The sequence below is a fragment of the Paenibacillus sp. NPDC101420 genome, from assembly GCF_050277435.1.
Taxonomy (GTDB): domain Bacteria; phylum Bacillota; class Bacilli; order Paenibacillales; family Paenibacillaceae; genus Paenibacillus_AQ.
The window spans coordinates 491,989-518,460 of record NZ_JBNNSE010000004.1; the positions used below are offsets into that span (position 1 = coordinate 491,989).

Here is a 26,472-nt window from a genome sequence, read left to right on the forward strand (position 1 = left end):
AGCAGCTTGATTATTTTCAGGAAAAATATATAGTACGATTAGATAAGTTGCGATTGCCTCTGTTGATCATTTGAATATCATTCATATACGCAATAGGGAATGCAATTTATAATAGTATTTATTAGAAGTACTAGGAGATGGAGAGTATGGAAAAAGAAGAAACTACAGTGGATACCGAGAGCTATGACGACATTGTGCTCGATGTTGAGATCGATGAAGCTGGCTATGAAGCGGGAGATCCTTGCATATTCGATATTTCTTTTCAAGTGAAGCGAGGTCAACTGCTCGGACTGATCGGACCTAATGGTGCTGGGAAAAGTACAACCATTAAGACCCTGCTTGGTTTGTTGAAGAATACCAAGGCTAAAGTGTCATTTAGTGGAGTTAATAAATCTTACGCTTATGTTCCGGAGCAACCTGTGTTTTATGAGGATTTGACATTGTGGGAGCACTTGGATTTAGCGGCCGCTGCCTATGGACTGAAGTACGAACAGTTCGAAGAAACTGCAGAAAGACTGTTGAAGCAGTTTGGTATGGGCCATGTGCGCAATGATCTTCCAGCTGGATTCTCTAAGGGCATGAAACAAAAAATGATGCTAATGCTTGGCTTCTTGGTACAACCGGATGTTTATATTGTGGACGAGCCATTTATTGGTTTAGACCCCCGCGCCACTAAAGATTTCCTGCGGTTGCTAGAAGCGGAGCGGAAGCGCGGAGCTGGTGTATTAATGTCTACGCATGTACTGGATACAGCAGAGAAGATATGCGATGATTTCGTATTGATCTCCGGGGGAAAGGTTGCCGCCTCAGGAACACTCGAAGATATACGTGATTATGCTGGACTGCCGGAGGCGTCGTTGTTTGATTGCTTCGACGAATTAACATGAGTAAGCAGGGACAGCGGGCGTTTGCTTTTTCTAACGCTAAACAACTATTCAGACGGCGGCTATTCTCTCATTGGCGTGAGCAATCCGCTATTATCCGTACGGCGGCTGATTGGACCGTTCTTTTATATATTCTTATTCCCGGGGGATTATTGGGAGGGCGTTTGTATTATGGGTTCTGGAATGAGGCGCTACCGGCTTGGAGTGTGAATTTGCCGTTTATGCTCATTCCTTCATTATTAGTGCTCTTGATCTGTAATGGGGGCTTGGTGCTATTATTGCAGGAAGGCGATCTATTATTTCTTAGACAACGGCAACGATGGATGAATACGATCCTATTTCGCGGGTTGCTCTACAGCCTGATTGTAACCTCGCTGAAGTTCTGTGTAGCTTTTGCACTGTTACTGCCTTTTCTGATTCGGGGATTTGAGATGACGTCATCGGAGGTATGGGCGCTTTTCGCTCTGACCTTGGCGTGCAGTTGGTGTGTTAAGTTACTTGGACATCTTGTAAAAGTACAGAAGCAAGGTTGGCGTCGCTGGTTATGGCTATTTTTGGCGATCTCCGTCCCGAACGCTATTTATTTCAGAGTAGCTAGCCTTTGGAATGATCGCCCGCTTATCATATTGCTGAGTGCGGTTGTATTCACAGTCGTTGCAATATTTGCTTTCCGGTGGCGCTTATTGATGCGTGGGACATTTATGAACGATGTACGCGAGGACTACAAGCAGCGAATGAAGATAGCGGCCATACTGCTCCGCCATGTTCTGGATAAACCTCGCCCGACTCGCCATAAGCCATGGATTTTCCGGAAGTCGCAGCCTTTGCTTAAATCAAAGACTGCCGAGAGCCGTTTCTCTGCGGCAGCGATTAAGGCACTCGTACGGAATCCAGCCCATTTGAAGCTTTACTTGGCTTTCACTGCCGTGTCCGCGGTAGCGATCCTTATCATTCCATCGGGATTTAAATGGCTAGGATTTGTAGTATTAACATCGCTTATGACTTTTTGGCTGTTTTCGTTCTGGTCTTTGTTTGTTGGAGATGATTACATTGGGATACTTCCATTTACGAAAGAACAAAAGGCTGAAGCGGGTATGCATGCGGTCCCTATTTTATTACTTCCCTTTACAATGATTACCTCCGCACTAATCTGTCTCTCTTTATATGGATGGTGGGGGATCATCTTGTTCGTACCGGTTGGATACATGGTTGGACTCTTTATCAGCAGAATATTTGGTACGTTCCGATTGGGCAAAGATTGATAGATAGATAAAAAAAACAGCGTGACTTGAGAAGCCTTTCAAGTCACGCTGTTTTTAGTTGCAACGCATTAACTAAGGCGAAGGTCAGCGGCATGTTTGCCTGCTGTATATCCAGTAGAGAACGCTGCTGTTATATTGTAGCCACCAGTGTAGCCATGGATATCGAGTACCTCTCCACAGAAGAATAACCCTTGCATAAGCTTAGATTCCATTCTTTTGGGATCGATCTCTTTCAGATTTACGCCGCCACCCGTAACAAAGGCTTCGGACAGGGAGCGGGTACCATGAACATTAACGGGCATCCTTTTCAAGATACCTGCTAGCGCATGCAATCCATTCTTGGATACATGATGACCCGTAATATCTCCATCCAGGTCAGCTTTAGCTAACAAGAGGGGAATGAGACGTTCTGGCAGCAGCCCCTTTAGTGAATTGCGGATCGCTTTCTTCGGCTCCTGGTCCAGCTTGTCCTGCAGCGATGATTCCACTTCTTGCAAGTTCAGATCAGGGAAGAGATCGATGGACATCTCAACCGTGTCATTCCCTGATTTACGCTGGACCTGTCTCAGAAATTGACTGCAGCGCAGCGCAATTGGCCCTGATAATCCAAAATGGGTGAAGATCATATCTCCGCGATGAGAAATGACCTTCTTTTCTTTTGGATTCCATACAGTAAGTGCCACATCGCGTAGCGACAATCCTTGCAGCTCACCGGATTTAATCCACTCTTCCCGTGAAATAATCGGTACCTCTGTCGGAAACAGCTCAGTAATGGTGTGGCCTGCGGCTTCAGCCCATGGGTACCCATCTCCAGTAGAGCCGGTCTGAGGAACGGACTTTCCTCCGGTGGCGATGATTACGGCAGCACTGGAAATCGTTTTGCCCGAGCCCAACTGAACGCCCTTAACGGCCCCTTCTTCATATATTACATGTGAAACAGGACTATCCGTCATAATCTGCACACCTAGACCCCGTACTTTGTTAATTAAGGCGGAGACGACGCTGGAGGCCTTATCGGAGACGGGAAACATCCGTCCGTTGTCTTCTTCCTTTAATGCAATGCCTAAGCCTTCAAAAAAGGCAATGATATCTTGATTATTAAAATGGTCGAAGGCGCTATACAAAAACCGCCCGTTTCCCGGGATATGGGAGATTAACTCATCTCTCTCCTTGACGTTCGTTACATTGCAGCGTCCGCCACCAGATATCCCGAGCTTTCGTCCTAGCTTAGCTCCCTTGTCGATCAGTAGTACGGATGCCCCGTGTTCTGCTGCGGCCACGCTTGCCATTAATCCCGAAGGGCCGCCACCTATGACGATCACATCGAAGTTGCTCATGAAATTTTACTCCTTTACATGTTAAGACACGGGTGTTACTTCGTGTTTTCCTAACGGAATCATACCATTCTGACTGTCATGTAACCAGTCTTGTTCGCTCACTTGGTTATAATCGTTGTCAGGAGAGTAATCCTGTGCTTTAATCTAGTCATGTAGGGCAATTTGTCCATTTTGGGGTGTGATTGTAATTATTGGCGCAATTAAGGATATATTATTGCAAATATCGGCAGCATGCTCCTTTCTTTTTCTGATTCAGTGGTGGGTGGACCGAGGGCTTGTGGCTCGAAAAAAAGGTAGTTTCCCGGATAATCAAACTTTTTTGGTTTTGGCGTGTGCGTTAAGTCTTATGCTATGCTCTCTTCTTTCGACGACTTTATTCGGTATTGCTTATTTGAATTTAGGAATGATTCCTGCTTATATCGGTATTTTATATGGAACTGTACGTTCAGGCATTCTGCTGTCCATCTTTTTGCTTGTCTGTAATATATTCATTGCAGAGCCAGCAGGAATAAGTAATATGATATTAAATTCAGGAATATTATTATATCCGTTGCTGTTTGGGCTGGCTAAGCCTTTTAAGAAAGGCACAGTGGTAGAGAAGATAGGTATGTTATGGATGGTTCTTTGTCCGAATATGTTGTTCATTGCACTTGTGCCTATTATAGGTGGAAAAAATATATATGAGGCTCATTCTGGCGAGTCACTTTTGATTACTTTGTATCTATTTTTCAGCATCGCACTAGGCGGTATTTTTGTTTATTTTGTTGAAATGGTCTGGAGTAGTTGGCGGGCTAAAATACATATGGAAAGTATAAGTGATAATTTCCAGTGGGAGTCTGAGAAGCTGCAGCAGATTACAAATGTAGTACCTCTGAGTATTATGTCCCTGGATGATCACGGAGTTGTGACCGACCTCAATGATTGTATGTTGGGAATGGCACGAATTCATTATCCCAATTTGAAAAGGGAAGATATTATTGGCAAGCCGGTTAGGGAATTTTTTAATGGTTCAGCGGATGTTGATGCATATATGAGGGTACGGGATAACATTCAGCATAAACGGCGTTCCCATGAGCGAATGATTCATGGAACGCGGATCTATCAAATTTATTCAGCACCACTAATGCATAAGAACTCAGGATTAACGAGTGGAGTGGTACTCATTGCACAGGATATTACGGATGAAGTGAAACTCCGCTCAGAGCTGGATCATGTGGAACGATTGAGCTTAGTAGGGCAGATGGCTGCCGGAATTACCCATGAGATTCGTAATCCTATGGCGGTAGTTCGCGGATTTTTACAGCTAATGAGAGAAAAGAGCTCGGATGATTTGGATTCTTATTATCAGATCGTATTGGAGGAGCTGGATCGGGCGAATAGCATTATTAATGATTTCCTATCGCTGGCACAAAGCCGGATATCCGATAAGGAGAAAGTGCTATTACACCGAGTTATAGAAGAAGTCAGTCCGCTGCTGTGGGCGGATGCTAATCTTCGTGGTCAAAGTGTTGAGCTAAAGCTGAACGCATCCATCCATGAATTGGAGTTAAACGTTCGGGAAATCAAGCAGCTTATCCTTAATTTAGGCCGCAACGGCATGGAGGCTATGGGATCCAAGGGGATTCTGACACTGGAAACACATAGTACTCAGGAACAAGTGGAGCTAATTGTAAGGGATAGAGGAATCGGTATGTCGGACAGTCAACGAGAGAAGCTGTTTTCCCCTTTCTTCACAACAAAAAGGGAGGGAACGGGTCTAGGGTTATCCTTGTGTCTCAGTATTGTGGAACGGCATAACGGTAAAATAACTGTAGATTCTGTAGAAGGAGAGGGTACAGTATTTACCATCTCATTCCCTTTAGTAAAGGATGAATATAGTGAAGCCATGCTTACGGATTAAATCAGGTTACTGTAGCATCTCTTGCTTTCACAGAGTATGAATGTATAATAAAGTTAGTAAGTACTGCTGTAATGTTATCTGACAAAACAGTAATCAGTGAAGGAGAGTGCAGAGAAATGTCCATGTCTTTTAATCAATATATGAGAGATTCGATTCAGCCTATGCGTGATGACCTTACAAGCATTGGGTTTCAGGAGCTTATGACTCCAGAAGAGGTGGAAGCCACTCTTCCTACCGCAAAAGGTACGGCGCTTGTAGTCGTGAATTCGGTCTGTGGTTGTGCCGCTGGACAATGCCGTCCTGGTGTAGCTCAGGCATTGCAAAATGAGATCGCTCCGGATCACTTGTTCACAGTGTTTGCAGGTCAAGAGAAAGAAGCTACTGCTAAAGCGCGTGAATATTTTGCTCCTTATCCGCCATCTTCCCCTTCCATCGCATTGATGAAGGATGGAGAGCTCGTTCATTTTATTGAACGCCATAGTGTTGAAAATCGTTCGGCTGCTGAAATTGCTGCTGAGTTGAAAGAAGTTTTTGATCGTTTTTGCAAGTAAAAAAGTTATTCCATATAATCTCGCATTAGTCGGTAATTCGGCTGTTGCGGGATTTTTCAAAATATAAGAGCGATAATGGGATAGAATATACTTAGAAGCATAGAGCTTCACTTGGTATGGATATTTTGATGGATATGGAACCATTTCTGATGGAACGGGGTGTGGTTTGTGAGTTTGCAGGAAGAAATTATTGCAGATCTTGGTGTGAAGCCAACGATTGATGTAGAAGCAGAGGTACGCAAACGGGTTGATTTCTTAAAGTCGTACGTGCTGAAGGCAGGTGCCAAAGGATTATTGATCGCCATTAGCGGCGGGGTGGACAGCGCGGTAGCTGCGGGTCTGTGTAAGCAGGCTACGGACGAGCTGTCGGCTCAAGAAGGCACAGAGTATATTACGCTTGGCGTATACCAGCCATATGGTGTTCAAGAGGATATCCAGCACAGCTATGATGTCGCAAAAGCTTTTAATCTGACCCATACCGTGGAGACAAACATTGAGGAAGCTGTAAATGAGATTGCGCTTGAAGTTGAGCATAGCCTGAAGTCCTTGGGCCAACATCGTCATATGACCCATCAAGGCAAGGGGAATGTTAAAGCGAGAACACGTATGGTTATGCAATATGCGCTCTCTTTTGAGAACAATCTGATTGTAGTAGGAACGGATCATGCTTCAGAAGCCATTACGGGTTTCTACACCAAGTGGGGGGATGGCGCTGTAGATATTACACCTCTATCCACACTTAACAAACGTCAGGTTCGTCAATTAGCTGCTCATATTGGTGTGCCTGCGGATATTGTTACTAAAGCACCTACGGCAGGCTTATGGCCGGGGCAGACGGATGAAACCGAGCTGGGCATTACTTATGATGATAATAGCGATTATTTGGAAGGCAAACAGGTTAACCCTGAGGTAGCGGAGAAACTCGAGAATTATTACCGGAGAACGGCGCATAAGCGCAATGTCATTCCTGGAATTTAGAATAGGTAGAAGTAGAAACCGCCACGGGTCTGCGTTGTAGCAGCTCTCGTGGCGGTTTTTTGTAAGATGGATAAGCTACATGAATCTTAGTTAGCCAGCGTTTGATCGATAAAATTAGTGGTCGAAGCAATCGCAAGCTCCAATTGTGGGGTAGTGCCGGCAAAAGGATGCACAGTACCGAAGGTATGATTACCCTCAGGAATATGAACCCAGTTAATATCGGGTCGGAGCTCAGTGAGCTGCTCAGATCCTTGCCGGAGGTGCGCTCCATCCAGACTGCCTTGAATAAGAACAACTGGGAAGGACGCTGTCTTCATGCGTTCAAGGATATTATAACGTTCTTGTTGGTTCTCCATATCTTCTAAAATAACAGCATCCAGCGGCATTTGTTGGCCTGTGCGTGCATTAAGGACATGGGTTCGTCCTGTTTGCTTCATCTCCTGCTTTTGTTCTTCCGTCAACAAATCGAGCTTCGTAACCCCGTTCCAGGAGATGACCCCGCTAACTTCACTCGGATGATCAAGCGTGTAGACTAGACAAATGCCCCCTCCAAGACTATGTCCTAGAAGGAATAAGGGCAAGCTGCCGAATTTCGGGTGCTGGCTAAGGTAGGACAACAGTATTTCCATGTCCTTCAGCTCGCGACGAAAGGTGTTGCGGGCGAATTTTTCAAGCTCGGTAAAATGCAGCAGATCCTCTCCGATTCCAGCATGAGAGAAGTTGAAGGTGATCACTTCATGATCTTGGCTGAGAGTAGTGGCTATGTAAGGAAACATCCCCCAATCTTTGAAGCCCTTGTAGCCGTGTGCAATAACGATAAGGCTCTTAGGTGCTTCTTGGGCAGGAAAGTGTGAGCAGCGGAGAACAGCGTCTTCACCAGCGGGTATTTCGAAATTACGATGCTGCATAGGGTAATCCCCTCTCTCTATATATAAATGAAGTAAATCAGCTAGTCCATCACGAAAGCGGCTAGATAGACTTCCAAAGCATTTTCTTTTAAGATAGCAGAAAGAATCTTATAGGACTATAATTTAAAATTGAAATGAATGACCTGTATAATGATCATACCATTATTGAAGTAGTATAGGATACACGTCCATAAGGAGCGTGAAATTTTGATTTACGGAATCGGACATGATGTGTTAGAAATTGAGCGAATCTCAGAGGTAATACGCAGGGGACAGGGCAAGAAATTCAACCAGCGCATCCTAACGGAGCAAGAGTACCAGCTTGCTGAGCAACGAGGTGGAAGGTTGGCTGAGTTCGTAGCCGGGCGTTTTGCTGCCAAGGAAGCTGTTGTGAAGGCTTTAGGTTGTGGCATTGGTAATGTGGTTGGTTTTCAGGATATTGAGATATTACCTGGCCGCAAAGGTAAGCCGGAAGTAACCTTATCATGCGAAGCCTGGAGCAGACTAGATCTACCTGAAGGACAGAAGTATACCATTCATCTTACGATAACGCATGGCCGTGATTTGGCTTCAGCTTTTGCGGTGGTGGTGGAGGAGCTAGGTTCATGAATTGAACCGTGATTATAGAAGGGCAAGGAGAGTTACAATGAAACAACAAGAACGACAGGATTTGCAGGAACGAGAAGAAGGACGAGAGTTAAAAAAAGGACAAGATCTGCAAGATCAAGATGAACGACCAAAACAGCTGGATTTTAAAGAAGGACAAGATAAACAAGATCAGGAGCTGCGGGAGGCCAAGCAATATTTCAGTTATCATTTGCTGGAGTGGTATCAAGGGCAGAAGCGGGATTTGCCTTGGCGCAGGCACCGCAATCCTTATTATATTTGGATTTCTGAAATCATGCTGCAGCAGACAAGGGTAGATACTGTAATCCCTTATTTTAATCGTTTTATTGAACGCTTTCCGACGGTGGAGTCACTCGCTGACGCCCCTGAAGAAGACGTGCTTAAGTGTTGGGAAGGCTTAGGGTATTATTCCCGCGCACGTAATATACAGCATGCAGCCAAGCAGGTAAAGGAGCTTTATGGTGGACAGGTGCCGAATGACCGTGATGCGGTGTTCAGCTTAAAGGGAGTGGGTCCTTACACAGCAGGGGCTATTCTCAGCATCGCGTTTAATCGGCCAGAACCAGCGGTAGATGGTAATGTAATGCGGGTGTTGTCCCGATACTTCCTCATCGAGGATGATATCGCTAAGGGACCCACCCGTGTGAAAATGGAGCGCCTGGCGGCTGAGCTGATCCCGGAGGGGGAAGCTGCCTCATTTAATCAGGCGCTTATGGAGCTCGGGGCGCTCGTATGCACCCCGAAATCACCGAGCTGCTTAACCTGCCCGGTGATGGAGCATTGCGCTGCGCGCCTGGCGGGCTGCGAGACTTCGCTGCCCGTCAAGACCAAGGCCAAGCCGCCGCGCCCAGAGGAGCGGCTGGCGGCCTTAATCGAGGGCCGCGGTACCCACGCGGGCCAAGTGCTCATCCGGCAGCGGCCACAAAGCGGGCTGTTAGCCCGCATGTGGGAGCTGCCGCACTGGCAGGCGCCGCCAGCGGAAAGCGGCGCTAAGAACGCGCGGCTGCCGGAGGCCGCGGCGCTGGACCGGCTGCGCCGGTCACTGCGGCAGGCCGGGATCTCCGCCCGGCCTGAGGAGCACTGGATGGCTGCTGAGCATATTTTCAGCCATATTGTGTGGACCCTGCAGGTGTATCGCTGCAGGGAGGAGGATGCCCTTCCGCTGCCAATAGCGGCAGAAGGACGGGCAGCCTACACCGCGGATGCAGGCCTGTTCCCAGAGATGGACAGCAGCGTGCCCGTCGAGAAATTTGAGGACGGTAATGCTAGTCCAGAGGATGGCGGAGCCGTGCGCTGGATCAGTCGTGAGGACATGGCTAATTATGCGTTCCCTAATGTCTTCTTGAAGCTGCTGAACCTTTATTTCGATGAGCAGGAAGAGCTGGCGAAGTCGGGGAAGTAGAGAATGTTTGATGTAGAAGTATGGAATGTACTATGCTTACATCTAATTGCTTCTGTTGTTTTATGACCTCAAGAGTGATCAAAATTGTTTTTAGGGAATTATTCCCTGAAATCATGCCCTTTCCGCCTATTTTTAATCATTTTAGGGAAAACCTCCCTAAAAATTCGGTGAATATCTTATTTATGCTCCAGAACCGCTAGTTTTTAGGGAGGTTTTCCCTTATTACTAGTGTTTATGGAGAATATCGCTGAATTTTAGGGGGTTTTTCCCTAATTATAGTAAGACGAAGGCTATTTGGGGACTCTGCCCAGTAGAGCAACATAAAAAAAGGTATCCCGCAGCCTATTAGGCCAGGGGATACCTTTTTAAATTGGCTATTAAGCTATAAGCTCAAGCCGATTTTAATTCCTTATTTCGCGCTTTCGTAACGTTTGCCAACTTCTTCCCAGTTTACTACGTTCCAGAACGCTTTGATGTAATCAGGGCGTTTGTTTTGGTAGTTCAGGTAGTAAGCGTGCTCCCATACATCAAGTCCGAGGATTGGAGTAGCGCCTTCACTGATTGGGTTGTCTTGGTTAGGTGTGCTTGTTACTGCCAGTTTGCCATCTTTAACAACTAGCCAAGCCCAGCCACTGCCGAAACGAGTAGTTGCTGCTGCTGCGAAATCTTCTTTGAATTTTTCGAATCCGCCCAGTTCGCTGTCAATAGCTGCTGCAAGTGCGCCAGTTGGTGCGCCGCCGCCGTTTGGTCCGATAACTTCCCAGAACAAGGTGTGGTTAGCGTGTCCGCCACCATTGTTACGAACAGCAGTGCGGATAGCTTCTGGTACAGCGTTCAGATCTGTAAGAAGTTCTTCGATGCTTTTGCTTTGCAATTCAGGTGCCTTTTCCAAAGCTGCGTTCAGATTAGTCACATATGTGTTATGGTGTCTATCATGGTGAATTTCCATCGTCAAAGCGTCGATGTGTGGTTCGAGTGCGTTGTTTGCATAAGGAAGTGCTGGTAATTGAAATGCCATGGAAAAATCCCTCCTGAGTATATTAGAATTTGTATAGATAAAGAACTTCGGCGGTTTATCGTCAAAATTCTTTATTGTTGATATGTACTATAGGGTATCTCCCAATAGGATACTTTAATTAAACAGTATCTGGATCAATAATGCAACACTAAACAAACATAAATGTTTATAAAGTATGATGGGAGTGTAAACAGAATCATCAATTGTATTTAAAATGTTAAAATAAAGAGCCGTCACCCCATAGACATAACTCTTTATAATTACCCTTATAATGAAACAATGAATCTTAGTCAAAATGTAAACGCTTGATATTAAGCGCTTTCAAAAGAAAAATGATGATATCACGAGAAAAGTGTGCTTTAATAGATTTAAAAGCAGGTATTCCTCGGTATTTGATGCTTTTTTTTATTTTCTCAATGTTAAGGGAACCCCTTCTTTTTGTTAAATTCATAAGCCATAGACAAGGGAGATTTTAAAGAATGCACGTTCGTTCCTTTCAATTAAGCGACGTTAGCCCTGTGACTGATTTGCTGCAAACCGCATTATCGGAAGAATGTTTCGAGAACACTATCGAGCCTTTCTCCAGGCAGCTTTCATGGGATTCAGATCTCATTGTAGTTGCGGAAGATGAAGAAGAAATTGTTGGAGCACTGATTGGTACGATTGAGAAAAACCACGGTTGTTATTTCCGGATTGCTGTACATCCTGATTATCGCCGCAGAGGAGTCGGTAGAAGTCTGGTATCGGCTATGGAATCCAGGTTTCAAGCTCGTAAGGTTAGTGGTATCTACGTAGCCGTCGATGAGCATAATTCTTTTGCATTGCCATTGTATGAAGCTATGGGATATAGCGAGAATCAAATTTTTAAATCTGTCCGGAAGCTGAGCATTGTTGGGTAATTTTGATCACTCAGATGCGTAAGCGGAAACATTTACTAAATAAAGAACTATAGTTGATGATATAGTCTGTTTCATTCATACTCAAGCGTATTTTCCAGAAGTCCATTACTAATGGCTGGGAGATATGCTTTTTTATTGTTATAATATCTGCAAGTATAGACATCAATAATTGAGAATAAGAGGTGACATATTGAGTCAGGAGTCCCAAGTAGAGTTCATGCGTAATCGGAAGCAAAGACATAGATCGTCCAGATCAAACAAAGGCTTTGGTGGTCGTTTGGCCGCGGAATTGAAGGATTGGTTGCTTACAGCGGTAGTTGTCTTTGCGGTAATGTCGGTTCTTAATATTTTTGTGTTCAATATATCAACGGTTAAAGGTCAGTCTATGCAGCCAACGCTTGTGGAAGGTGAGAGGCTCTTTATTAATAAGCTTTCATTGATGTTTGTAAACCCAAAACACGGGGATGTCGTCATTCTTCATGATCCTAGCACTGGACCAAGTCGGAAGGACTTTTTAGTAAAACGAGTCATTGGCATACCTGGAGATATCATAGAAGTGAAGGATCACCAGTTATATGTGAATGGAAAAATAGTGAATGAGCCGTATATAGATACCGAGATTGAAGACCCGGATTTCGCGGCGTTAACTGTGGAGAGCGGAAACTATTTTGTCATGGGAGATAACCGTCATGCTTCAGCAAGCAAAGATAGTCGTTATTTCGGCTCCATCCCACAGGACATGATTGTAGGCAGGGCGGATTATATCTGGTGGCCGCTGTCTAAACTGAAAGGGTTATAAGAATTTTATCGATAACATGAAAAGGAGAAGGCGGAAATGAACAATACATTTCAGTCACCGTATGCACCCCCGCCTTCCAAGTGGGCACAGCTTAAAGCGGAGATTCAGGAGGCTGCGACGTCACTCGGTATTGATGATATCGGGTTTACTACAGCAGAGCCTTTTTTATATCTGAAAAATATTCTGCAAGACCACCGAGACAAAGGATATGAATCTGGTTTCGAGGAACCGGATCTGGATAAAAGGACAATCCCTGCTCTGAGCTCTGGGGACAAGCCCTTATCTATTATTTCAATTGCTGTGGCCTATCCTTCCAAAATGGAGAATCCTCCGAAATCTGAGCCAGGCGCACGAAGAGGTATTCTCGCCCGAGCATCATGGGGCAGGGATTATCATCATGTGCTGAGGGAGGCCTTAAGTAAGCTAGAGGACTTTATTCATGAACGTGTACCGGAGGCTGTGCTGGAAAGTATGGTCGATACCGGTGTACTGGTAGATAGAGCGGTAGCGGAAAGAGCGGGGATAGGCTTCAGCGGCAAAAACTGTTCTATCATCTCACCCAAATGGGGATCCTGGATTTATCTAGGGGAGATGGTTACGAACATTCCTTTTGCTCCGGATGAGCCTGTTGAGGAAGGCTGCGGGGAGTGTACCAAGTGTATTGATGCTTGTCCAACCGGTGCACTGGTGGGGCCGGGTCAGCTTAACGCGCAGGCTTGTATTTCTTTTCTGACGCAGACTAAAGGATTTCTGAGTGATGAATACATGACCAAGATTGGCAACCGTCTATACGGCTGTGACACCTGCCAGATTGTATGTCCCAAGAATCGAGGGAAGAACTGGAATCATCGCCCTCAGATGCTACCTGATCCTGAGATCGTGAAGCCATTGTTAATGCCAATCCTGGATCTTAGCAACCGTGAATTCAAAGAGAGATTCGGAAATAGCTCTGCTGCCTGGAGAGGCAAAAAGCCGATTCAACGAAATGCGATCATCGCTCTCGGTAATTTCAAGGAAGTAGAAGCGGTGCCAAAGCTAACAGAAATTGTTCTGAAAGAGCCGCGGCCTGAGATGCGAGGCACTGCTGCTTGGGCACTGGGACGCATCGGTGGTGAGGAGGCTCTAGCTGCTGTTGAATCGGCTTTAGAGCGCGAAGAGCATGACACGGTAAAAGAAATGCTGAGCCGGGCACAGGATGTGCTCCTTACTGGGAAGCAGGCACGAGAGGACAACGATGTTTAATGAAGGAAAAAGATCATAGATAGGTTGCATATTCCCAATTGCTGTCCAGTTCTCGAAATGCTATGATAGATTCGCGCGCCATATGGCGATGCAGACAATAGAGTGTAGAGGTGGGCTTTAGATGAATATCGCATTACCTATTATTACATTGGTCGTAGGTCTCATCGGTGGATTTTTTATCGGTGTGTATTATCTGCGCAGACAAATGACAACTATGCAGAATGATCCTGAAATGCTGCAAAAGGTTGCGAAACAAATGGGTTATAACCTGAATGGGAAACAAATGCAACGTGCCCAACAGATGATGAAGAATCAGAACCAGACAGGCGCCCGACCAGGAGCAGCTAAAGGGAATAAACGTAGAAGTAAGTAACCGGGTCCGGATAGAAATTATACGGGTGCGGAAGGGGGAGACATCATGGGGAACATCAATGAATACGTGAACGGTAAAGTATCAGAGAACCGTGAGCAAATCGAGTATCACGTTGAGAAAATATTAGAATTAATCGGTGAAGATACCGGCCGCGAGGGACTGCTTGAAACACCAGCACGTGTTACGCGGATGTACGAGGAGATATTCGGCGGTTATTCGATAGATCCCCGCGAGGCGCTCGGTGTTACTTTTGATGAGTCTCATGAAGAGCTAGTGATCGTGAAGGATATCGTCTATTACAGCCAATGTGAGCATCACATGGCTCCATTCTTCGGTAAAGTGCATATTGGATACATTCCGAGCGGACGGATTGCTGGACTCAGCAAATTAGCTCGCCTAGTTGAAGCAGTGAGTCGGCGTTTGCAGGTTCAAGAGCGCATTACGACGCAAATTGCGGATATTATGACGGAGGTACTAAGCCCTCAAGGCGTTATGGTCGTTGTGGAAGGTGAACATCTTTGTATGTGCGCACGTGGAGTGAAGAAGCCAGGAAGTAAGACGGTAACCATGTCTACTAGAGGGGTCTTCCGGGAGGATGCCGCCGCTCGTGCGGAGTTTCTGAGCTTGATTAAAGAATAGTATATAGAGGTGTCTATACCTCGAAATTAGAAGGACCCATCATTCACTTTTTGTGAACGATGGGTCCTTTTGGGTCAATATAAGCGAATAGAAGTGATGTCTTCTACGAAGTGGTAAGAGATCAGTAAGGCTTCCATGCCAGTTTACTGGCAGCCGCATAACGCTCTGACACATATGGCCAGTTGACGACCTTCCACCAATCGTTAATATAATCCGCACGATTATTCTGATGTTTCAGATAGTAGGCATGTTCCCATACATCCAAGGCCAAGAGCGGAACAACGTCCCATTGCGATAAATTTTGATGTTTTTCCGCAGTGAGAATTTCTAGTCTATGGCTACGTGGACTCCAGACGAGAATGGCCCAGCCGCCACCTTCTACTTTATTCGCAGCTTCGGTGAACTGTTTCTTGAAGCTGTCATAGCTTCCAAAGCTTTGTTCTATAGCTTCTAGTAAAGCACCTGTTGGGCGGCCCCCACCTTGCGGAGACATCACGTTCCAAAAGATCGTGTGAAGATAGTGGCCTGCACCATTAAAGGCTAATTCTCTCTCCCAATGCTTAACGAGATCGAAGTCACCGTTCTTACGGGAATCTGCTAATTTAACTTCAGCCTTGTTTAATCCATCTACATAACTTTGATGGTGCTTATCATGATGAATTCTCATCGTCTTTTCGTCAATATAAGGTTCTAGTGCATTATAGGCGTAAGGCAAGGGAGGTAGCGTATGGCCGCCAATGGGTACTGCGTCGTTTTTATCGCGGATATCAGGAACAGTGTCAGTAAAAGTAGAGAATCCATCATTCCGCATAGTATCGTCTGTATCGATGTTTACGACATAATCCTCTGTGTAATCACGCATGACTTGTGAAAGCTTTCCGGGCGAGCTGAGTGTCTGCAGTACGGCTAAGAAGTATTCTGATTCGCGAATAATATGCAGAATCACAGTAGTTGCAAGGGGGACGGCTTTGACCGCTGCGCTACTCTCCATGATGGCAAAGAGCTGCCGGACGAACTCTTGGGATTGATTGCAGGAGATATGTAGCAGTTTCTCCGTTTCCGCAGTGAGTTCTGCCTGTGGCGGAGGAGAAGCGGAAAGGGCAGCATTCAATAGCTGCTGTGCCGCCTGCTCAGTTGCACCAAAAACAACGGCCCATTCATCGAGGAGTTTCACATAAGGGTCCTCTAATTTAGGTACGATCGCTTTGATGACTTCGGTATGCTCTTTCTCTTGTGTTTTCCAAAATACGATTTCTTCCAGAATACGTACTGGCAGCATCGGCCCGTATACATATAGCATGCCAAGAAAACCTCCCGTGATATGTCTTTATCAGTCCATTATATGAACGGTCTTGGAAGGTTATGAAGAACATAAACTTAGAGTGCCTCTTTGGCTTCTTTCTTTCCTGGGGATGAAAACAGCCTCTTCCTAGGGCGCGTTCTTTCTGTCCCTGGAAGAGGCTGTTCGTATGGTTATTAGCGCTTAGTTAATTACTTGCCATCGCTGGCTGATCGCCATTATTATTTTTGGCCAGATGGACATTCCCTAAGAAAGCGGAGACCCGCCGCAAATACTCACGGGGATGCTCGCGGAACAACAGCTCATGATGACTACCCTCGATGATCCAGGAATCAGAGAACGGATTGTTCTGATTTGCTGCTAGTTCTTCGGCAATAGGATAAGGTGCTTTATCGTCTTTGGTTCCATGCATGAATAGGATAGGGAAAGGATAGTCTTTGGATTTAACCTTTGCATAAGGAATCTGATCTAGTCCCGTACCGTTCAGTACCGGGAACAGCATTTCCATGATCGCCAGGGAAGGCTGGCGCGGCAGATCGATATTCTGCTTGATATTATGATACAGCGTGTCTGGTTCTAACAAAAAGGTGCTGTCCAGAATCATCGCGTCGATGTCCTCAGATACTAAACCTGCCTGCAGTGCTGTGCCAGCACCCATGGAGAAGCCCCAAACAACGAGCTCTTTAGCTCCGCGTTCCTTTGCGAAATCAATGGCGCCTAGAAGCTGCTGGGATTCTTTTTTGCCGCCGGTTGCAATATCCTTATTACCTTGGGCAGCAAATCCGTAATCAAACATTACGACATTGAAATTCAGACTGTGTGCATAGTGAGCGAGATCGTACATAGGTACCCAAGACTCTTCGCGGTTGGCACCATAGCCATGACTGAACACAATAGTCTTAGTAGCATCCTTGGCTGGAATATACCAGCCGTTCATCAGGCGACTGCCATCCTTAGCTGGGAAGGTTACATCCTCGTAGGCGAGGCCTTTGGCCATCATAGGATTGGAGTACAGTGGCGCGACGGTTGGATTGGATAGCACCCAAGCGATGTAGCCATGAAGCGAGACAAAACAAAATGCTAAAAAGAAAAATATAGATAATAGCAATGCAACGATAATATGCTTAACACGGATCATCCGCAGCGATAGTCGTGATGAACTGCCCTGTTTAGGTAGTTTAGGACGACGGGAGACTGACGTGCCGGCTCGGCTGGTTGTCAGATCCATAAGGTCCCCTCCTAAGTATGATGTGAGTACTAGTGCCTAGGATAATTTGTCGAAAATGATACTAAAGCATTAGTATATTTAATATGTTTATCGTAAGTTGAAGCACTTACAAAGTCAATGAATTGGACCGTTTTGTAATGTAACTGTAAAGTGCGGACCAGTCTTTTTCGGCTCAGTGAATATACTGGACTTTCCGTAGAGTTTTGCACTAAGATAGAGTTAGTTATAATGTAACCGCGTTTCATTTGATGAAACACGAAGGGGGATTACTGTGGAGGACCGAAAGCTAACGGTACGCGCGGTAGAACGTGCGCTTGATATATTACTTTGTTTTACGCAGGACAGAGATTTAGGGTTAACGGAGATCGCATCAAAGATTGACTTACATAAGAGTACAGTCCACAGATTGCTGGCAACACTAGAGGAAAAGGGCTTTCTTATTCGCAATCCGGCGACAGAAAAATATAGGTTGGGTATACGAATCTGGGAGTTGTCGACGCATCTGCCTGCTTTTGACGAGTCGGCAGCGGTATTGCTGCCATCTATGGAACGGCTGAGAGATCGACTCGGAGAGACGGTCAGCCTTTACTTACGGGATGGTATTGAACGCGTACGTATTCAGGCGGTACAGAGCCAGCAAGCGATTCGTAGAGTTGCACAGATCGGTGCGAGGCTGCCATTATCCGTAGGGGCGTCGAGTAAGGTGTTAGCAGCGTATGCACCACCTGAGGTGTTGAGAGAGCTGCTGGAGAGTTCGGAGTGGCCGGATTACGTTGAGAAGAGTGTATACAAAGATCAGCTTAATGAGATCATCCGGCTGGGGTATGCCACGAGTTTCGAAGAACGTGAGTCTGGTGCGGCCGCTGTGGCGGTACCAGTCACAGGCCGTAGTGGAAATGTGATTGCGGCGTTATCGCTGTCAGGGCCGGTCAGCCGCCTGTCTAGGGATACGTTAGTAGAGTATGCCGCCATCTTGAAGGAAGCAGCAAGTGAAATGGGCATGATGATTCCATAGCCCAACATGAGAAAAACGGCCAGTCTCCGGATGATCGGAGGCTGGCCGTTTAATATCCAAATATAATAAGACAAGGGAGTGTCTCTAGCCTTAATGGCCAGAGGGCACTCCCTTGTGCGTCTTGCGATAAACCTATTCTACAGATACAGCCGAAGAATCTGTGGCATCCGCCAGCATTTGACGAAGTACAGTTTGTAGAATACCACCATTGCGATAGTAATCAATATCAACCGTACTGTCGAGGCGTGCTGTGACAGGGAAATCGAACTGAGTACCGTCTTCACGGGTAGCGGTAACAGTTAGATCTTGGCTTGGCGTCACCTCGTTATCGAGACCGGTAATGTTGAAGGTCTCACGTCCGGTCAATCCCAAGCTGCTCCAGCCGTGGCCTTCCTGGAATTGCAGTGGAAGCACACCCATACCAACCAGATTGCTGCGGTGAATCCGCTCAAAGCTCTCAGCGATAACAGCTTTAACACCCAACAGAAGCGTGCCCTTGGCAGCCCAGTCACGTGAGCTTCCTGTGCCGTATTCTTTACCGGCGATAACGATGAGATTCTGTCCAGCGTCCTGATACAGCATGGAAGCGTCATAGATGGACATGACTTCATCGCTTGGCAGGAAGGTTGTAACTCCGCCTTCTGTACCTGGAGCTACTGCGTTACGAATCCGAATATTAGCGAATGTACCACGCATCATGACTTCATGATTTCCGCGGCGTGAGCCGTAGGAGTTGAAGTCTGCACGTTCTACACCATGATCGCGTAAATATTCGCCGGCAGGACCAGAGGTAGAGATATTACCTGCAGGTGAGATATGGTCGGTCGTTACGGAGTCAGCAAGCAACGCCAGAACGCGTGCATCCTTGATATCCTTGATGTCTCCCAGACCGTCTGCCAGATGCTCAAAGAATGGCGGATTCTGAATATACGTGGAATTATCATCCCACTCATACAGTTCGCCTTGTGGAACAGGGATAGAATTCCAACGTTCATTAGCAGTGAATACATTCTCGTATTTACGACGGAACATCTCCGGACTAAGGGAGAGGCCGATTGCTTCACGAATTTCAGCAGTAGTTGGCCAAATATCCTTCAGGAATACTGGCTCACCTTGTGGATCAAATCCGAGCGGTTCAGTCTGTAAATCGATATTTACAGTGCCAGCCAGTGCGTAAGCAACTACGAGCGGCGGTGAAGCCAAGTAGTTGGCTTTGACCTGAGCATGTACGCGGCCTTCAAAGTTACGGTTACCGGAGATTACAGCAGCTACGGTCATATCGTTATCAGTGATGGCTTGGCTAACCTCTTCAGGCAATGGACCGGAGTTACCGATACAAGTAGCACAGCCATATCCCGCCAAGTAGAAGCCCAGTGCTTCAAGTGGCTTCAGCAAGTCTGCTTTTTCCAAATATTCAGTAACAACCAATGATCCTGGAGTCAAGCTGCTCTTAACGTATGCTGGTTTGGTCAGACCACGTTCCACAGCTTTTTTCGCCAAAAGACCTGCACCAAGCATAACGCTAGGGTTAGAAGTATTCGTACAGCTTGTAATCGCTGCGATCACGACCGCGCCTGTGCTCAGCTTGCTTTTGGTGCCATTTTTATGTTCTATTTCTACAGCTTGGGCGATTTTCTCATCGCTGAGACCGTAACCGCCTTTGTCTACAGGTGTACGGATAATACCTTCGAAATTTTCTTTCATATGCGTAAGTTCGATCCGGTCTTGCGGACGTTTTGGTCCAGCCAAGCTTGGAACGACAGAAGCTAGGTCAAGTTCAATTACATCGCTGAACTCAGGATCTGGCGTATTCGAAGTGCGGAACATGCCTTGTGCTTTGTAATAAGACTCAACGAGCTCTACCAGATCATCTGGACGACCTGTGCTGCGAAGATAAGCAAGTGTCTCTTCATCTACAGGGAAGAAACCGATCGTTGCTCCGTATTCTGGCGCCATGTTAGCAACCGTTGCCCGGTCAGCAAGACTGATGTTAGCAAGACCAGGACCGTAGAATTCGACGAATTTGCCGACTACGCCCTTTTTACGCAACATTTCAGTCACTGTCAGAGCCAAGTCTGTTGCTGTAGCCCCTTCGATAAGACTGCCTGTAAGCTTGAAGCCCACTACATCTGGTGTAACAAAATAGAGCGGTTGTCCGAGCATACCTGCTTCAGCTTCAATACCGCCTACACCCCAGCCCACAACACCAAGTCCATTGATCATCGTAGTGTGGGAGTCCGTTCCAACAAGGGAATCTGGATAAACGACAGTTTCACCATCGATAGTTTTAGTGGTGGCTACGGAAGCCAAATACTCCAAATTCACCTGATGCACGATACCGGTAGCTGGAGGAACTGCACGGAAGTTATTGAAAGCGGTCTGTGCCCAGCGAAGGAAACGGTAGCGTTCCTCGTTGCGCTCAAACTCCACGTTCATATTGTATTCCAAAGCGTCTGCCGTACCGAAAGCATCAACCATAACAGAGTGGTCAATTACAAGGTCAACGGGAACGAGAGGGTTAATCTGTTTAGGATCTCCGCCGGCTTTCTTTACGGTGTCACGCATAGCTGCCAGATCTACGACTACCGGAACACCGGTAAAGTCCTGAAGTACGATACGAGCAGGGATAAACGGAATTTCTTTATTGCGATCAATGTCGCCTGACCAATCAGCCAATTGTTTCACATGTTCTTCTGTAATCGCCCGTCCGTCAAATTGACGAACAGCCGCCTCAAGTAATACTTTGATCGAGAAAGGAAGGGAAGAGATAGAGCCCAATCCTTGTTCCTCAAGGGAGTTAAGATCATAATAGCGATAAGATTTGCCACCTGATTCCAGGGTGCGGGCCAACGAGAAATGATCCTTGCTTGGCATATGTGCGCCTCCTTGTTTCATCTATTGAAACTCAATTTCACATTGCATGTTATTTAATTATAACGGTTACAAAGAGGGGAGTAAAGTTTTTTTTCCTATATATAAAGCCCGAATATCGCATCTCAGAAACCATTTAGAGTTACCTCTAAAACGTAAGCTATAAGCAAAGCATATGCCCTACCATGTAAATTGAAGCGATCTGTATAGCGGCCTGTTTCCTTTCATATACATAGAGCAGCAGTTAAAAGGGAATGAAGGGGTGCGAGTATAATGGAACAACAGTGGAAGCAGAGTCTATATGTATATGTAGATCAAGTGAATAAGGCCAAGGTGGAACCTAAGTCCTCATCGCAAACAGTTTCCGTATCCGTTAAAGATCCACGTTTTCTGGTGGAGCAAGGGGAACGTTCACGCCGTATCGCTGAATGGTATACCGCTCGTGGGATCACTCCGCTGCGTGGGGAAACAGGTGTAAAGACTTTACGGACCGTCCGGCAGACTCCGACTGAGGTGGTAGCAGAGGTTACGCTGCATAGTGCACTCTATTATGAAAAAGGAGGCGTTAACCACCGCGAGGATAGGGTTGAGCTGGAGCGGCTGACCTTTGTGCGGGACGGAGGGGGTTGGGAAATCGCTGCTATAGAACGAACCATTCCCGAAAGGAATACAGTTCATAGAGCTGAGGTGGAGTTATCAGGCAGGTTGTCCAAATGGGGGGAAGCTTTGCCTGCTCCGCTGCCATCACAGCCCCTTCTAAACCGGAATATTCTTGGTGAGATCTCGGGCTCAAGAGAGGTTCGCTACAACCGTGAAGAAGCGGTGGCTTATGCCGATCGTTGGTGGAAAGACGGGAATCCGGAGTTCGAAACATTTGAGGTAGATTGTACGAATTATGTCTCCCAATGCCTCTTTGCAGGGGGCGCGCCTATCAACTATACTGGTAAAAGAGAAACGGGTTGGTGGTACAAAGGCTACCAAGGAAAACAAGAATGGTGGAGTTATAGCTGGGCTGTATCAGACAGTCTGCAGCGCTATTTGAGCGTTAGCCGGAGCAGTGGCTTGCGTGCGGAAGTCATGGAGCGGCCGGAGCAATTGATGCTGGGCGATATCATTCAATATGACTGGGATGGTAACGGGCAATATCAGCACAGCACGATCGTCACAGCCTTTGATGCTGGTGGCATGCCGCTTGTGAATGCACGTACAGTTAGCAGTCGTCATCGCTTCTGGGACTATCGTGATTCCTACGCATGGACGGATCAAACGAAATACCGTTTTTTTCATATTAACGACTATTTATAAGACAGAAAGAGGTTATAAAGGTATGGGGAACGCAAAACTAACCGTAGGGCTGGTGTACGGGGGCAAATCCGGAGAACATGAGGTATCTTTACAGACGGCTTTTGCCGTGATGAACTCATTTGATTACGATAAATATGAGATTATCCCGTTTTATATTTCAAAACAGGGCTTGTGGAAAGTCGGAGAGACGTTATCGGCACCTTATAGTGAGGTAGAGCAGCTCAAGCTTTCAGATGCAACGGAAGATATGGGCACAGCCCTGAATGTAGTATTTAGTGGACTATCCGGTGCGGATAAAGCGGTGGACGTTATGTTCCCACTGCTGCACGGCACGTATGGCGAGGACGGAACAATTCAAGGGTTGTTCGAAATGGCGAATATTCCTTACATTGGGGCTGGTGTTCTTGCCTCTTCGGCAGGGATGGATAAGGTTGTTATGAAGAAGCTATTCGCTGATGCAGGTCTGGATCAGTGTAAATATTGTTATTTTAACATCAGCGCTTGGAAAAGAAAAAGCCATGAGTTGATTGTGGGTGTAGAGGATAAACTGGGATATCCAGTATTCGTAAAGCCTGCTAATCTGGGCTCAAGTGTAGGTATTTCTAAGGCTTCTGATAAGGAAAGTCTTGTAAAAGCTATAGATTTCGCCTTCCGTTATGACACCAAAGTCATTATTGAGGAATTCGTGGATGCTCGTGAGGTAGAGGTCGGTGTGCTCGGAAATGATGAGCCAGAGGCCTCTGTTCCGGGTGAAATCGTTTCTTCTGGAGAATATTATGACTACGCAGCTAAATATACGGATGGTAAATCGCAAATGATGATTCCTGCGCCAGTAGATTCTGAAGTTGCTGATCGTTTGCGGGAGTCCGCGATAACCGCTTTTAGAGCGATTGAGGGTAGCGGGATTACCCGGGCGGACTTCTTCCTGCGGAGATCGGATGGTAAAATTCTAATTAACGAAGTGAATACGATGCCTGGCTTCACTCCTTACAGCATGTATCCGCTATTGTGGCGTGAGACAGGTGTATCCTATAGAGCTCTGTTAGACCGTATGATTGAGTTAGCCTTAGAGCGCTATAATTTCAAACAAGGTCTTAAGTATGACAACGAGTAATTGAAGCTACTAGCGGGTTCATCCCGACTGGAAAGGGGCGACGAAATATGGGTTTTCAAACTGAATTCAATTCCGTCTGTAAGTTCAAGAATGAACAAGAGCTGTACGAGCTGCTGGAGTATGGGCGTACCAAAATGGTGAAGCAGGGCTTTCGCGTGTATCCGACGGGTCAGAAGGTGATTGCCTACACACCTGAGAATGTAGCTGTAGCGATCGTCAAAATCTCAGCCTCGATCGCAGAGATTAATTTTCAGGGGCATGAGGTTACAGCGGTCGAAATGGAACTCGTGCGTAAATTGAATGAAGAAGAATCAAAAGTGCAAACTGCACTAGCAGATGAAATGTTTTTTGGAGCGCAGGGATGATTGTCCGTTTTGGATATGTAGCGATGTCCACCGTTATCAAAGACTGCTCACCATCCAAGACTATGACGATGGCCTCCTTCAAGAAGCTGGATGACCGTGAAGCGGCACTTCGGCGTTTGGAGAACCTCGCTCGGATGAATCTGCACAATACGCTGCGACTAATGAAGCATAATGTGGGTTCCGACATCTTCGTGTACCGTCTCACTTCCAAGTTGATTCCTCTGGCGACGCATCCTGATTTACAGGATTGGAATCCGTTTGCTGCGCTCGCTGAGGAATTCGCGGAAGTGGGGCAATATGTGAAAAAGCATGGGATGCGGGTGTCTTTTCATCCAGATCACTTTACAGTGCTTAGTACACCCCGTCCTGAGGTGCTAGTAAGTTCCATCCGGGATTTGCAGCACCACACGGACATGCTGAATGCCATGGGACTTCCTGCCATGGCGAAGAACAATATTCATATTGGCGGAGCCTATGGGGACAAGCCGGTGGCAGCCAAGCGGTTTGAGAAGCATTTCCGCGAGCTACCAGCAGCGCTGCAGGCACGTATTACGCTGGAGAATGATGATAAGACCTTCACAGCCCCGGAGACACTGGCAGTCTGCCAGAACGTAGGCCTGCCGATGGTGCTGGATATTCACCATCAATGGGTGAATAATGAAGGAGAGCTCCCTTGGGAGCTGTGGCCTGATATTCAGCAGACATGGCGAAGCGAGCTTGCGCAGAAGGATGTTCCGTCTGGAGAGCTTTTCCCGCCTAAGATTCATGTATCTAGTCCGCGCAGTCCGTCTGATCCACGCAGCCATGCAGATGGTGTGGAGCCTGCGCCATTAGTAGCTTTTTTAAAACGGATAGCTGCAGATACCCCTGCTATTGATGTTATGATTGAGGCAAAACTAAAAGATGGTGCGTTATTTGGATTGATGGAAGCGATGAAGGAGCTGGCTGATGCCGGTAACGGAATTTCTGTATTAAATGGGGCAAGTGTGAATATCGAACCTTAAACAATGAAAATAAGGCGATAGGTCCCGAATACGGGCCCTATCATGACTTGATATGTAACTTGAAATAGGGTACGTTGAATGAAACTTTATTACGATTAACATTCAAGGGATCATAGAAATGGGTATCCCTTATGGCGGAACTTTGAGAACGTTTTGGCGTATTGAACGGTATTGTGAATAGGATTGCTTTAAATTTCATGCCAATGGCGATTATGTTCAAGGAAGCGGAGTGAAGATATGAGTCCTTTAAAACCAGAGGGTAAGAAAGAACGTGAACCCTATGTAGTAACAAGCAAGGGACATACGGCGGTAGCCATTAATGCTGCTGCCAAAGCAGGAGAATGGATAAAAAGCAGACAGGGCCTGGTGAAGGAACTTAATACAAAGACATCAGCACAGGATCTGGTCACGGAAGTAGATAAAGGCGTTGAACAGATGATCCGCAGGTTGATCCTGACACATTATCCAGATCATGCGATCCTCGGTGAGGAAGGCGTTTCCCCGGGAGCAGCAGCAGCAACCGCTGCATTGGAAGAAGCTCGTGAGCATGAATATCTGTGGATTGTAGATCCTGTAGATGGTACGACTAATTTTGTACACGGATTTCCTTTTTACTGTGTCTCCATTGCTTTAGTGATTCGTGGAGAATTAACGGTGGGGGTAATTTACGATCCGATTCGTGATGAAATGTTCGTTGCTGAAAAAGGTAAGGGAGCCTACATGCATGGTGTTCCTACCGCAGTCTCTATGGAGGACGTTTTTGGAGACAGCTTGATTGCAATGGGCTTTCCGCCGGACCGTGAATTTGCGCAACCTGTAAATATGGCAGGACTGCAGAGCATTCTTCCGCAGATTCGTGGTATTCGCGCAGGAGGTTCAGCTGCTCTACACTTGGCTTATGTGGCAGCAGGTCGGGTAGATGGATACTGGGAAGTAGGCTTAAGCCCTTGGGATTGTGCAGCAGGAGTGCTGCTAGTGCTTGAATCAGGGGGCAGAATTACGGATACGCTTGGGCGTCCATACGATATTGGCACTCGTCATATAGTAGCAAGTAATGGTCATATTCACGAATATTTGGTTTCGTCACTGAAGAATGCTGAAGCAACAGGATATAAGCTTTAGGGAGGACGATGCGTCATGAGCGAGAAGGATGATCTGGAACGCAAGCTAAGCGAAATGCTGGTTGATGGTGAGATGGAACAGGGTGACCGTATAGCTAAAGAAATCCGTGAGATCTCTCCGAAGTATGAAATTCGTATCCAGACCACAATGGATCCTATTGTGGAGGAGACGCTGCGGTATCGTAAGATTGGACATGAACTAGACGATCGTTATGATAAATATCTGGAACGTGCCGGGAAACATTTGAATTCACAAGAGGATTCTAATAAAGAATAAGACATTCGTTTCTAGCTGTGATAATAATTGTGATGTTCAGAGCGGTTTCCCGA

Annotated in this window: 24 protein-coding genes and 1 pseudogene; 19 read left to right on the forward strand and 6 right to left on the reverse strand. The window is 46.4% G+C overall.

All coding sequences use genetic code 11. The features are described 5' to 3' along the window. Positions 1 to 146: 146 nt before the first annotated feature. Both ACQKMP_RS20110 and ACQKMP_RS20115 read left to right on the forward strand, forming a co-directional pair. Positions 147 to 887, forward strand: a complete 741-nt coding sequence (locus ACQKMP_RS20110) for an ABC transporter ATP-binding protein (RefSeq protein WP_042184638.1) — start codon at positions 147 to 149, stop codon at positions 885 to 887. Further along, on the forward strand, positions 866 to 2,146 hold the full coding sequence (locus ACQKMP_RS20115) for an ABC transporter permease (protein ID WP_427470610.1): 1,281 nt from the start codon (positions 866 to 868) through the stop codon (positions 2,144 to 2,146). The genes ACQKMP_RS20110 and ACQKMP_RS20115 overlap by 22 nt, the downstream gene beginning before the upstream one ends. Before the next feature lie 68 nt (positions 2,147 to 2,214). Here the strand turns inward: ACQKMP_RS20115 and ACQKMP_RS20120 are convergent, their stop codons facing one another. Then, complete coding sequence (locus ACQKMP_RS20120; RefSeq protein WP_427470612.1) at positions 2,215 to 3,483, reverse strand: NAD(P)/FAD-dependent oxidoreductase; 1,269 nt, start codon at positions 3,481 to 3,483, stop codon at positions 2,215 to 2,217. Positions 3,484 to 3,760: 277 nt separating this feature from the next. Here ACQKMP_RS20120 and ACQKMP_RS20125 point away from each other — a divergent pair, with 277 nt between their 5' ends. The 3 genes from ACQKMP_RS20125 (at position 3,761) to nadE (ending at position 6,912) form a co-directional block, all read left to right on the forward strand. Then, complete coding sequence (locus ACQKMP_RS20125) at positions 3,761 to 5,383, forward strand: two-component system sensor histidine kinase NtrB (RefSeq protein ID WP_339244620.1); 1,623 nt, start codon at positions 3,761 to 3,763, stop codon at positions 5,381 to 5,383. 116 nt (positions 5,384 to 5,499) lie between these two features. Then, positions 5,500 to 5,934 (forward strand): BrxA/BrxB family bacilliredoxin, encoded by a 435-nt coding sequence (locus ACQKMP_RS20130; RefSeq protein ID WP_042184644.1) that lies wholly within the window; start codon positions 5,500 to 5,502, stop codon positions 5,932 to 5,934. 168 nt (positions 5,935 to 6,102) lie between these two features. Next, positions 6,103 to 6,912 carry an ammonia-dependent NAD(+) synthetase gene (gene nadE / locus ACQKMP_RS20135; RefSeq protein ID WP_042184646.1) on the forward strand — a complete coding sequence of 270 codons (810 nt, stop codon included), beginning with the start codon at positions 6,103 to 6,105 and terminating at the stop codon, positions 6,910 to 6,912. 86 nt (positions 6,913 to 6,998) lie between these two features. On the opposite strand, the gene ACQKMP_RS20140 is transcribed toward nadE, so the two are convergent. Beyond that, positions 6,999 to 7,820, reverse strand: coding sequence for an alpha/beta hydrolase (locus ACQKMP_RS20140; RefSeq protein ID WP_042184648.1), 822 nt, complete (start codon positions 7,818 to 7,820; stop codon positions 6,999 to 7,001). A gap of 207 nt (positions 7,821 to 8,027) precedes the next feature. On the opposite strand from ACQKMP_RS20140, the gene acpS reads away from it, so the two are divergent. Together acpS and mutY are read left to right on the forward strand one after the other, a co-directional pair. After that, positions 8,028 to 8,429, forward strand: a complete 402-nt coding sequence (acpS, locus tag ACQKMP_RS20145; RefSeq protein ID WP_339244623.1) for a holo-ACP synthase — start codon at positions 8,028 to 8,030, stop codon at positions 8,427 to 8,429. A gap of 37 nt (positions 8,430 to 8,466) precedes the next feature. Then, positions 8,467 to 9,849: an A/G-specific adenine glycosylase gene (gene mutY, locus ACQKMP_RS20150; protein WP_427470616.1), complete on the forward strand. Its 1,383-nt coding sequence runs from the start codon at positions 8,467 to 8,469 to the stop codon at positions 9,847 to 9,849. A gap of 409 nt (positions 9,850 to 10,258) precedes the next feature. On the opposite strand, the gene ACQKMP_RS20155 is transcribed toward mutY, so the two are convergent. Beyond that, positions 10,259 to 10,867 carry a superoxide dismutase gene (locus ACQKMP_RS20155; protein WP_042184652.1) on the reverse strand — a complete coding sequence of 203 codons (609 nt, stop codon included), beginning with the start codon at positions 10,865 to 10,867 and terminating at the stop codon, positions 10,259 to 10,261. Between the two features lie 479 nt (positions 10,868 to 11,346). Between ACQKMP_RS20155 and ACQKMP_RS20160 the strand changes: the two genes are divergently transcribed. The 5 genes and pseudogenes from ACQKMP_RS20160 (at position 11,347) to folE (ending at position 14,819) form a co-directional block, all read left to right on the forward strand. Next, positions 11,347 to 11,766, forward strand: a complete 420-nt coding sequence (locus ACQKMP_RS20160; RefSeq protein ID WP_036676822.1) for a GNAT family N-acetyltransferase — start codon at positions 11,347 to 11,349, stop codon at positions 11,764 to 11,766. 190 nt (positions 11,767 to 11,956) lie between these two features. Continuing rightward, positions 11,957 to 12,565: a signal peptidase I gene (gene lepB / locus ACQKMP_RS20165; RefSeq protein WP_042184655.1), complete on the forward strand. Its 609-nt coding sequence runs from the start codon at positions 11,957 to 11,959 to the stop codon at positions 12,563 to 12,565. A gap of 36 nt (positions 12,566 to 12,601) precedes the next feature. Further along, a pseudogene (queG, locus tag ACQKMP_RS20170) lies at positions 12,602 to 13,792 on the forward strand (tRNA epoxyqueuosine(34) reductase QueG); the annotation flags it as partial. Between the two features lie 136 nt (positions 13,793 to 13,928). After that, positions 13,929 to 14,180, forward strand: a complete 252-nt coding sequence (locus ACQKMP_RS20175) for a YneF family protein (protein ID WP_042123938.1) — start codon at positions 13,929 to 13,931, stop codon at positions 14,178 to 14,180. Positions 14,181 to 14,225: 45 nt separating this feature from the next. Continuing rightward, on the forward strand, positions 14,226 to 14,819 hold the full coding sequence (gene folE / locus ACQKMP_RS20180; protein WP_427470619.1) for a GTP cyclohydrolase I FolE: 594 nt from the start codon (positions 14,226 to 14,228) through the stop codon (positions 14,817 to 14,819). Positions 14,820 to 14,940: 121 nt separating this feature from the next. Here the strand turns inward: folE and ACQKMP_RS20185 are convergent, their stop codons facing one another. Beyond that, complete coding sequence (locus ACQKMP_RS20185) at positions 14,941 to 16,119, reverse strand: Fe-Mn family superoxide dismutase (protein WP_094877189.1); 1,179 nt, start codon at positions 16,117 to 16,119, stop codon at positions 14,941 to 14,943. Positions 16,120 to 16,306: 187 nt separating this feature from the next. After that, positions 16,307 to 17,347 (reverse strand): alpha/beta hydrolase, encoded by a 1,041-nt coding sequence (locus ACQKMP_RS20190; RefSeq protein ID WP_042184661.1) that lies wholly within the window; start codon positions 17,345 to 17,347, stop codon positions 16,307 to 16,309. 271 nt (positions 17,348 to 17,618) lie between these two features. Between ACQKMP_RS20190 and ACQKMP_RS20195 the strand changes: the two genes are divergently transcribed. Then, on the forward strand, positions 17,619 to 18,362 hold the full coding sequence (locus ACQKMP_RS20195; RefSeq protein WP_042184662.1) for an IclR family transcriptional regulator: 744 nt from the start codon (positions 17,619 to 17,621) through the stop codon (positions 18,360 to 18,362). A gap of 132 nt (positions 18,363 to 18,494) precedes the next feature. On the opposite strand, the gene acnA is transcribed toward ACQKMP_RS20195, so the two are convergent. Further along, positions 18,495 to 21,236: an aconitate hydratase AcnA gene (acnA, locus tag ACQKMP_RS20200; RefSeq protein WP_042184665.1), complete on the reverse strand. Its 2,742-nt coding sequence runs from the start codon at positions 21,234 to 21,236 to the stop codon at positions 18,495 to 18,497. A gap of 270 nt (positions 21,237 to 21,506) precedes the next feature. Here acnA and ACQKMP_RS20205 point away from each other — a divergent pair, with 270 nt between their 5' ends. From ACQKMP_RS20205 to ACQKMP_RS20230, 6 genes are all read left to right on the forward strand, one after another. Further along, positions 21,507 to 22,538 (forward strand): amidase domain-containing protein, encoded by a 1,032-nt coding sequence (locus ACQKMP_RS20205; protein ID WP_081951017.1) that lies wholly within the window; start codon positions 21,507 to 21,509, stop codon positions 22,536 to 22,538. Between the two features lie 22 nt (positions 22,539 to 22,560). After that, the gene (locus tag ACQKMP_RS20210; protein ID WP_427470622.1) at positions 22,561 to 23,652 is read left to right on the forward strand and encodes a D-alanine--D-alanine ligase; all 1,092 of its coding nucleotides are present in this window, start codon (positions 22,561 to 22,563) and stop codon (positions 23,650 to 23,652) included. Positions 23,653 to 23,699: 47 nt separating this feature from the next. Beyond that, complete coding sequence (locus ACQKMP_RS20215) at positions 23,700 to 24,017, forward strand: hypothetical protein (protein ID WP_042123954.1); 318 nt, start codon at positions 23,700 to 23,702, stop codon at positions 24,015 to 24,017. Continuing rightward, positions 24,014 to 25,021, forward strand: coding sequence for a UV DNA damage repair endonuclease UvsE (gene uvsE / locus ACQKMP_RS20220; RefSeq protein ID WP_339244634.1), 1,008 nt, complete (start codon positions 24,014 to 24,016; stop codon positions 25,019 to 25,021). Before ACQKMP_RS20215 ends, uvsE begins: the two co-directional genes overlap by 4 nt. Before the next feature lie 237 nt (positions 25,022 to 25,258). Next, entirely contained in the window at positions 25,259 to 26,143 is an 885-nt protein-coding gene (locus ACQKMP_RS20225; RefSeq protein WP_427470624.1) for an inositol monophosphatase family protein, read from the forward strand. A 15-nt stretch (positions 26,144 to 26,158) separates the two neighbouring features. Further along, complete coding sequence (locus ACQKMP_RS20230) at positions 26,159 to 26,419, forward strand: hypothetical protein (RefSeq protein WP_076285870.1); 261 nt, start codon at positions 26,159 to 26,161, stop codon at positions 26,417 to 26,419. Positions 26,420 to 26,472: the final 53 nt, after the last annotated feature.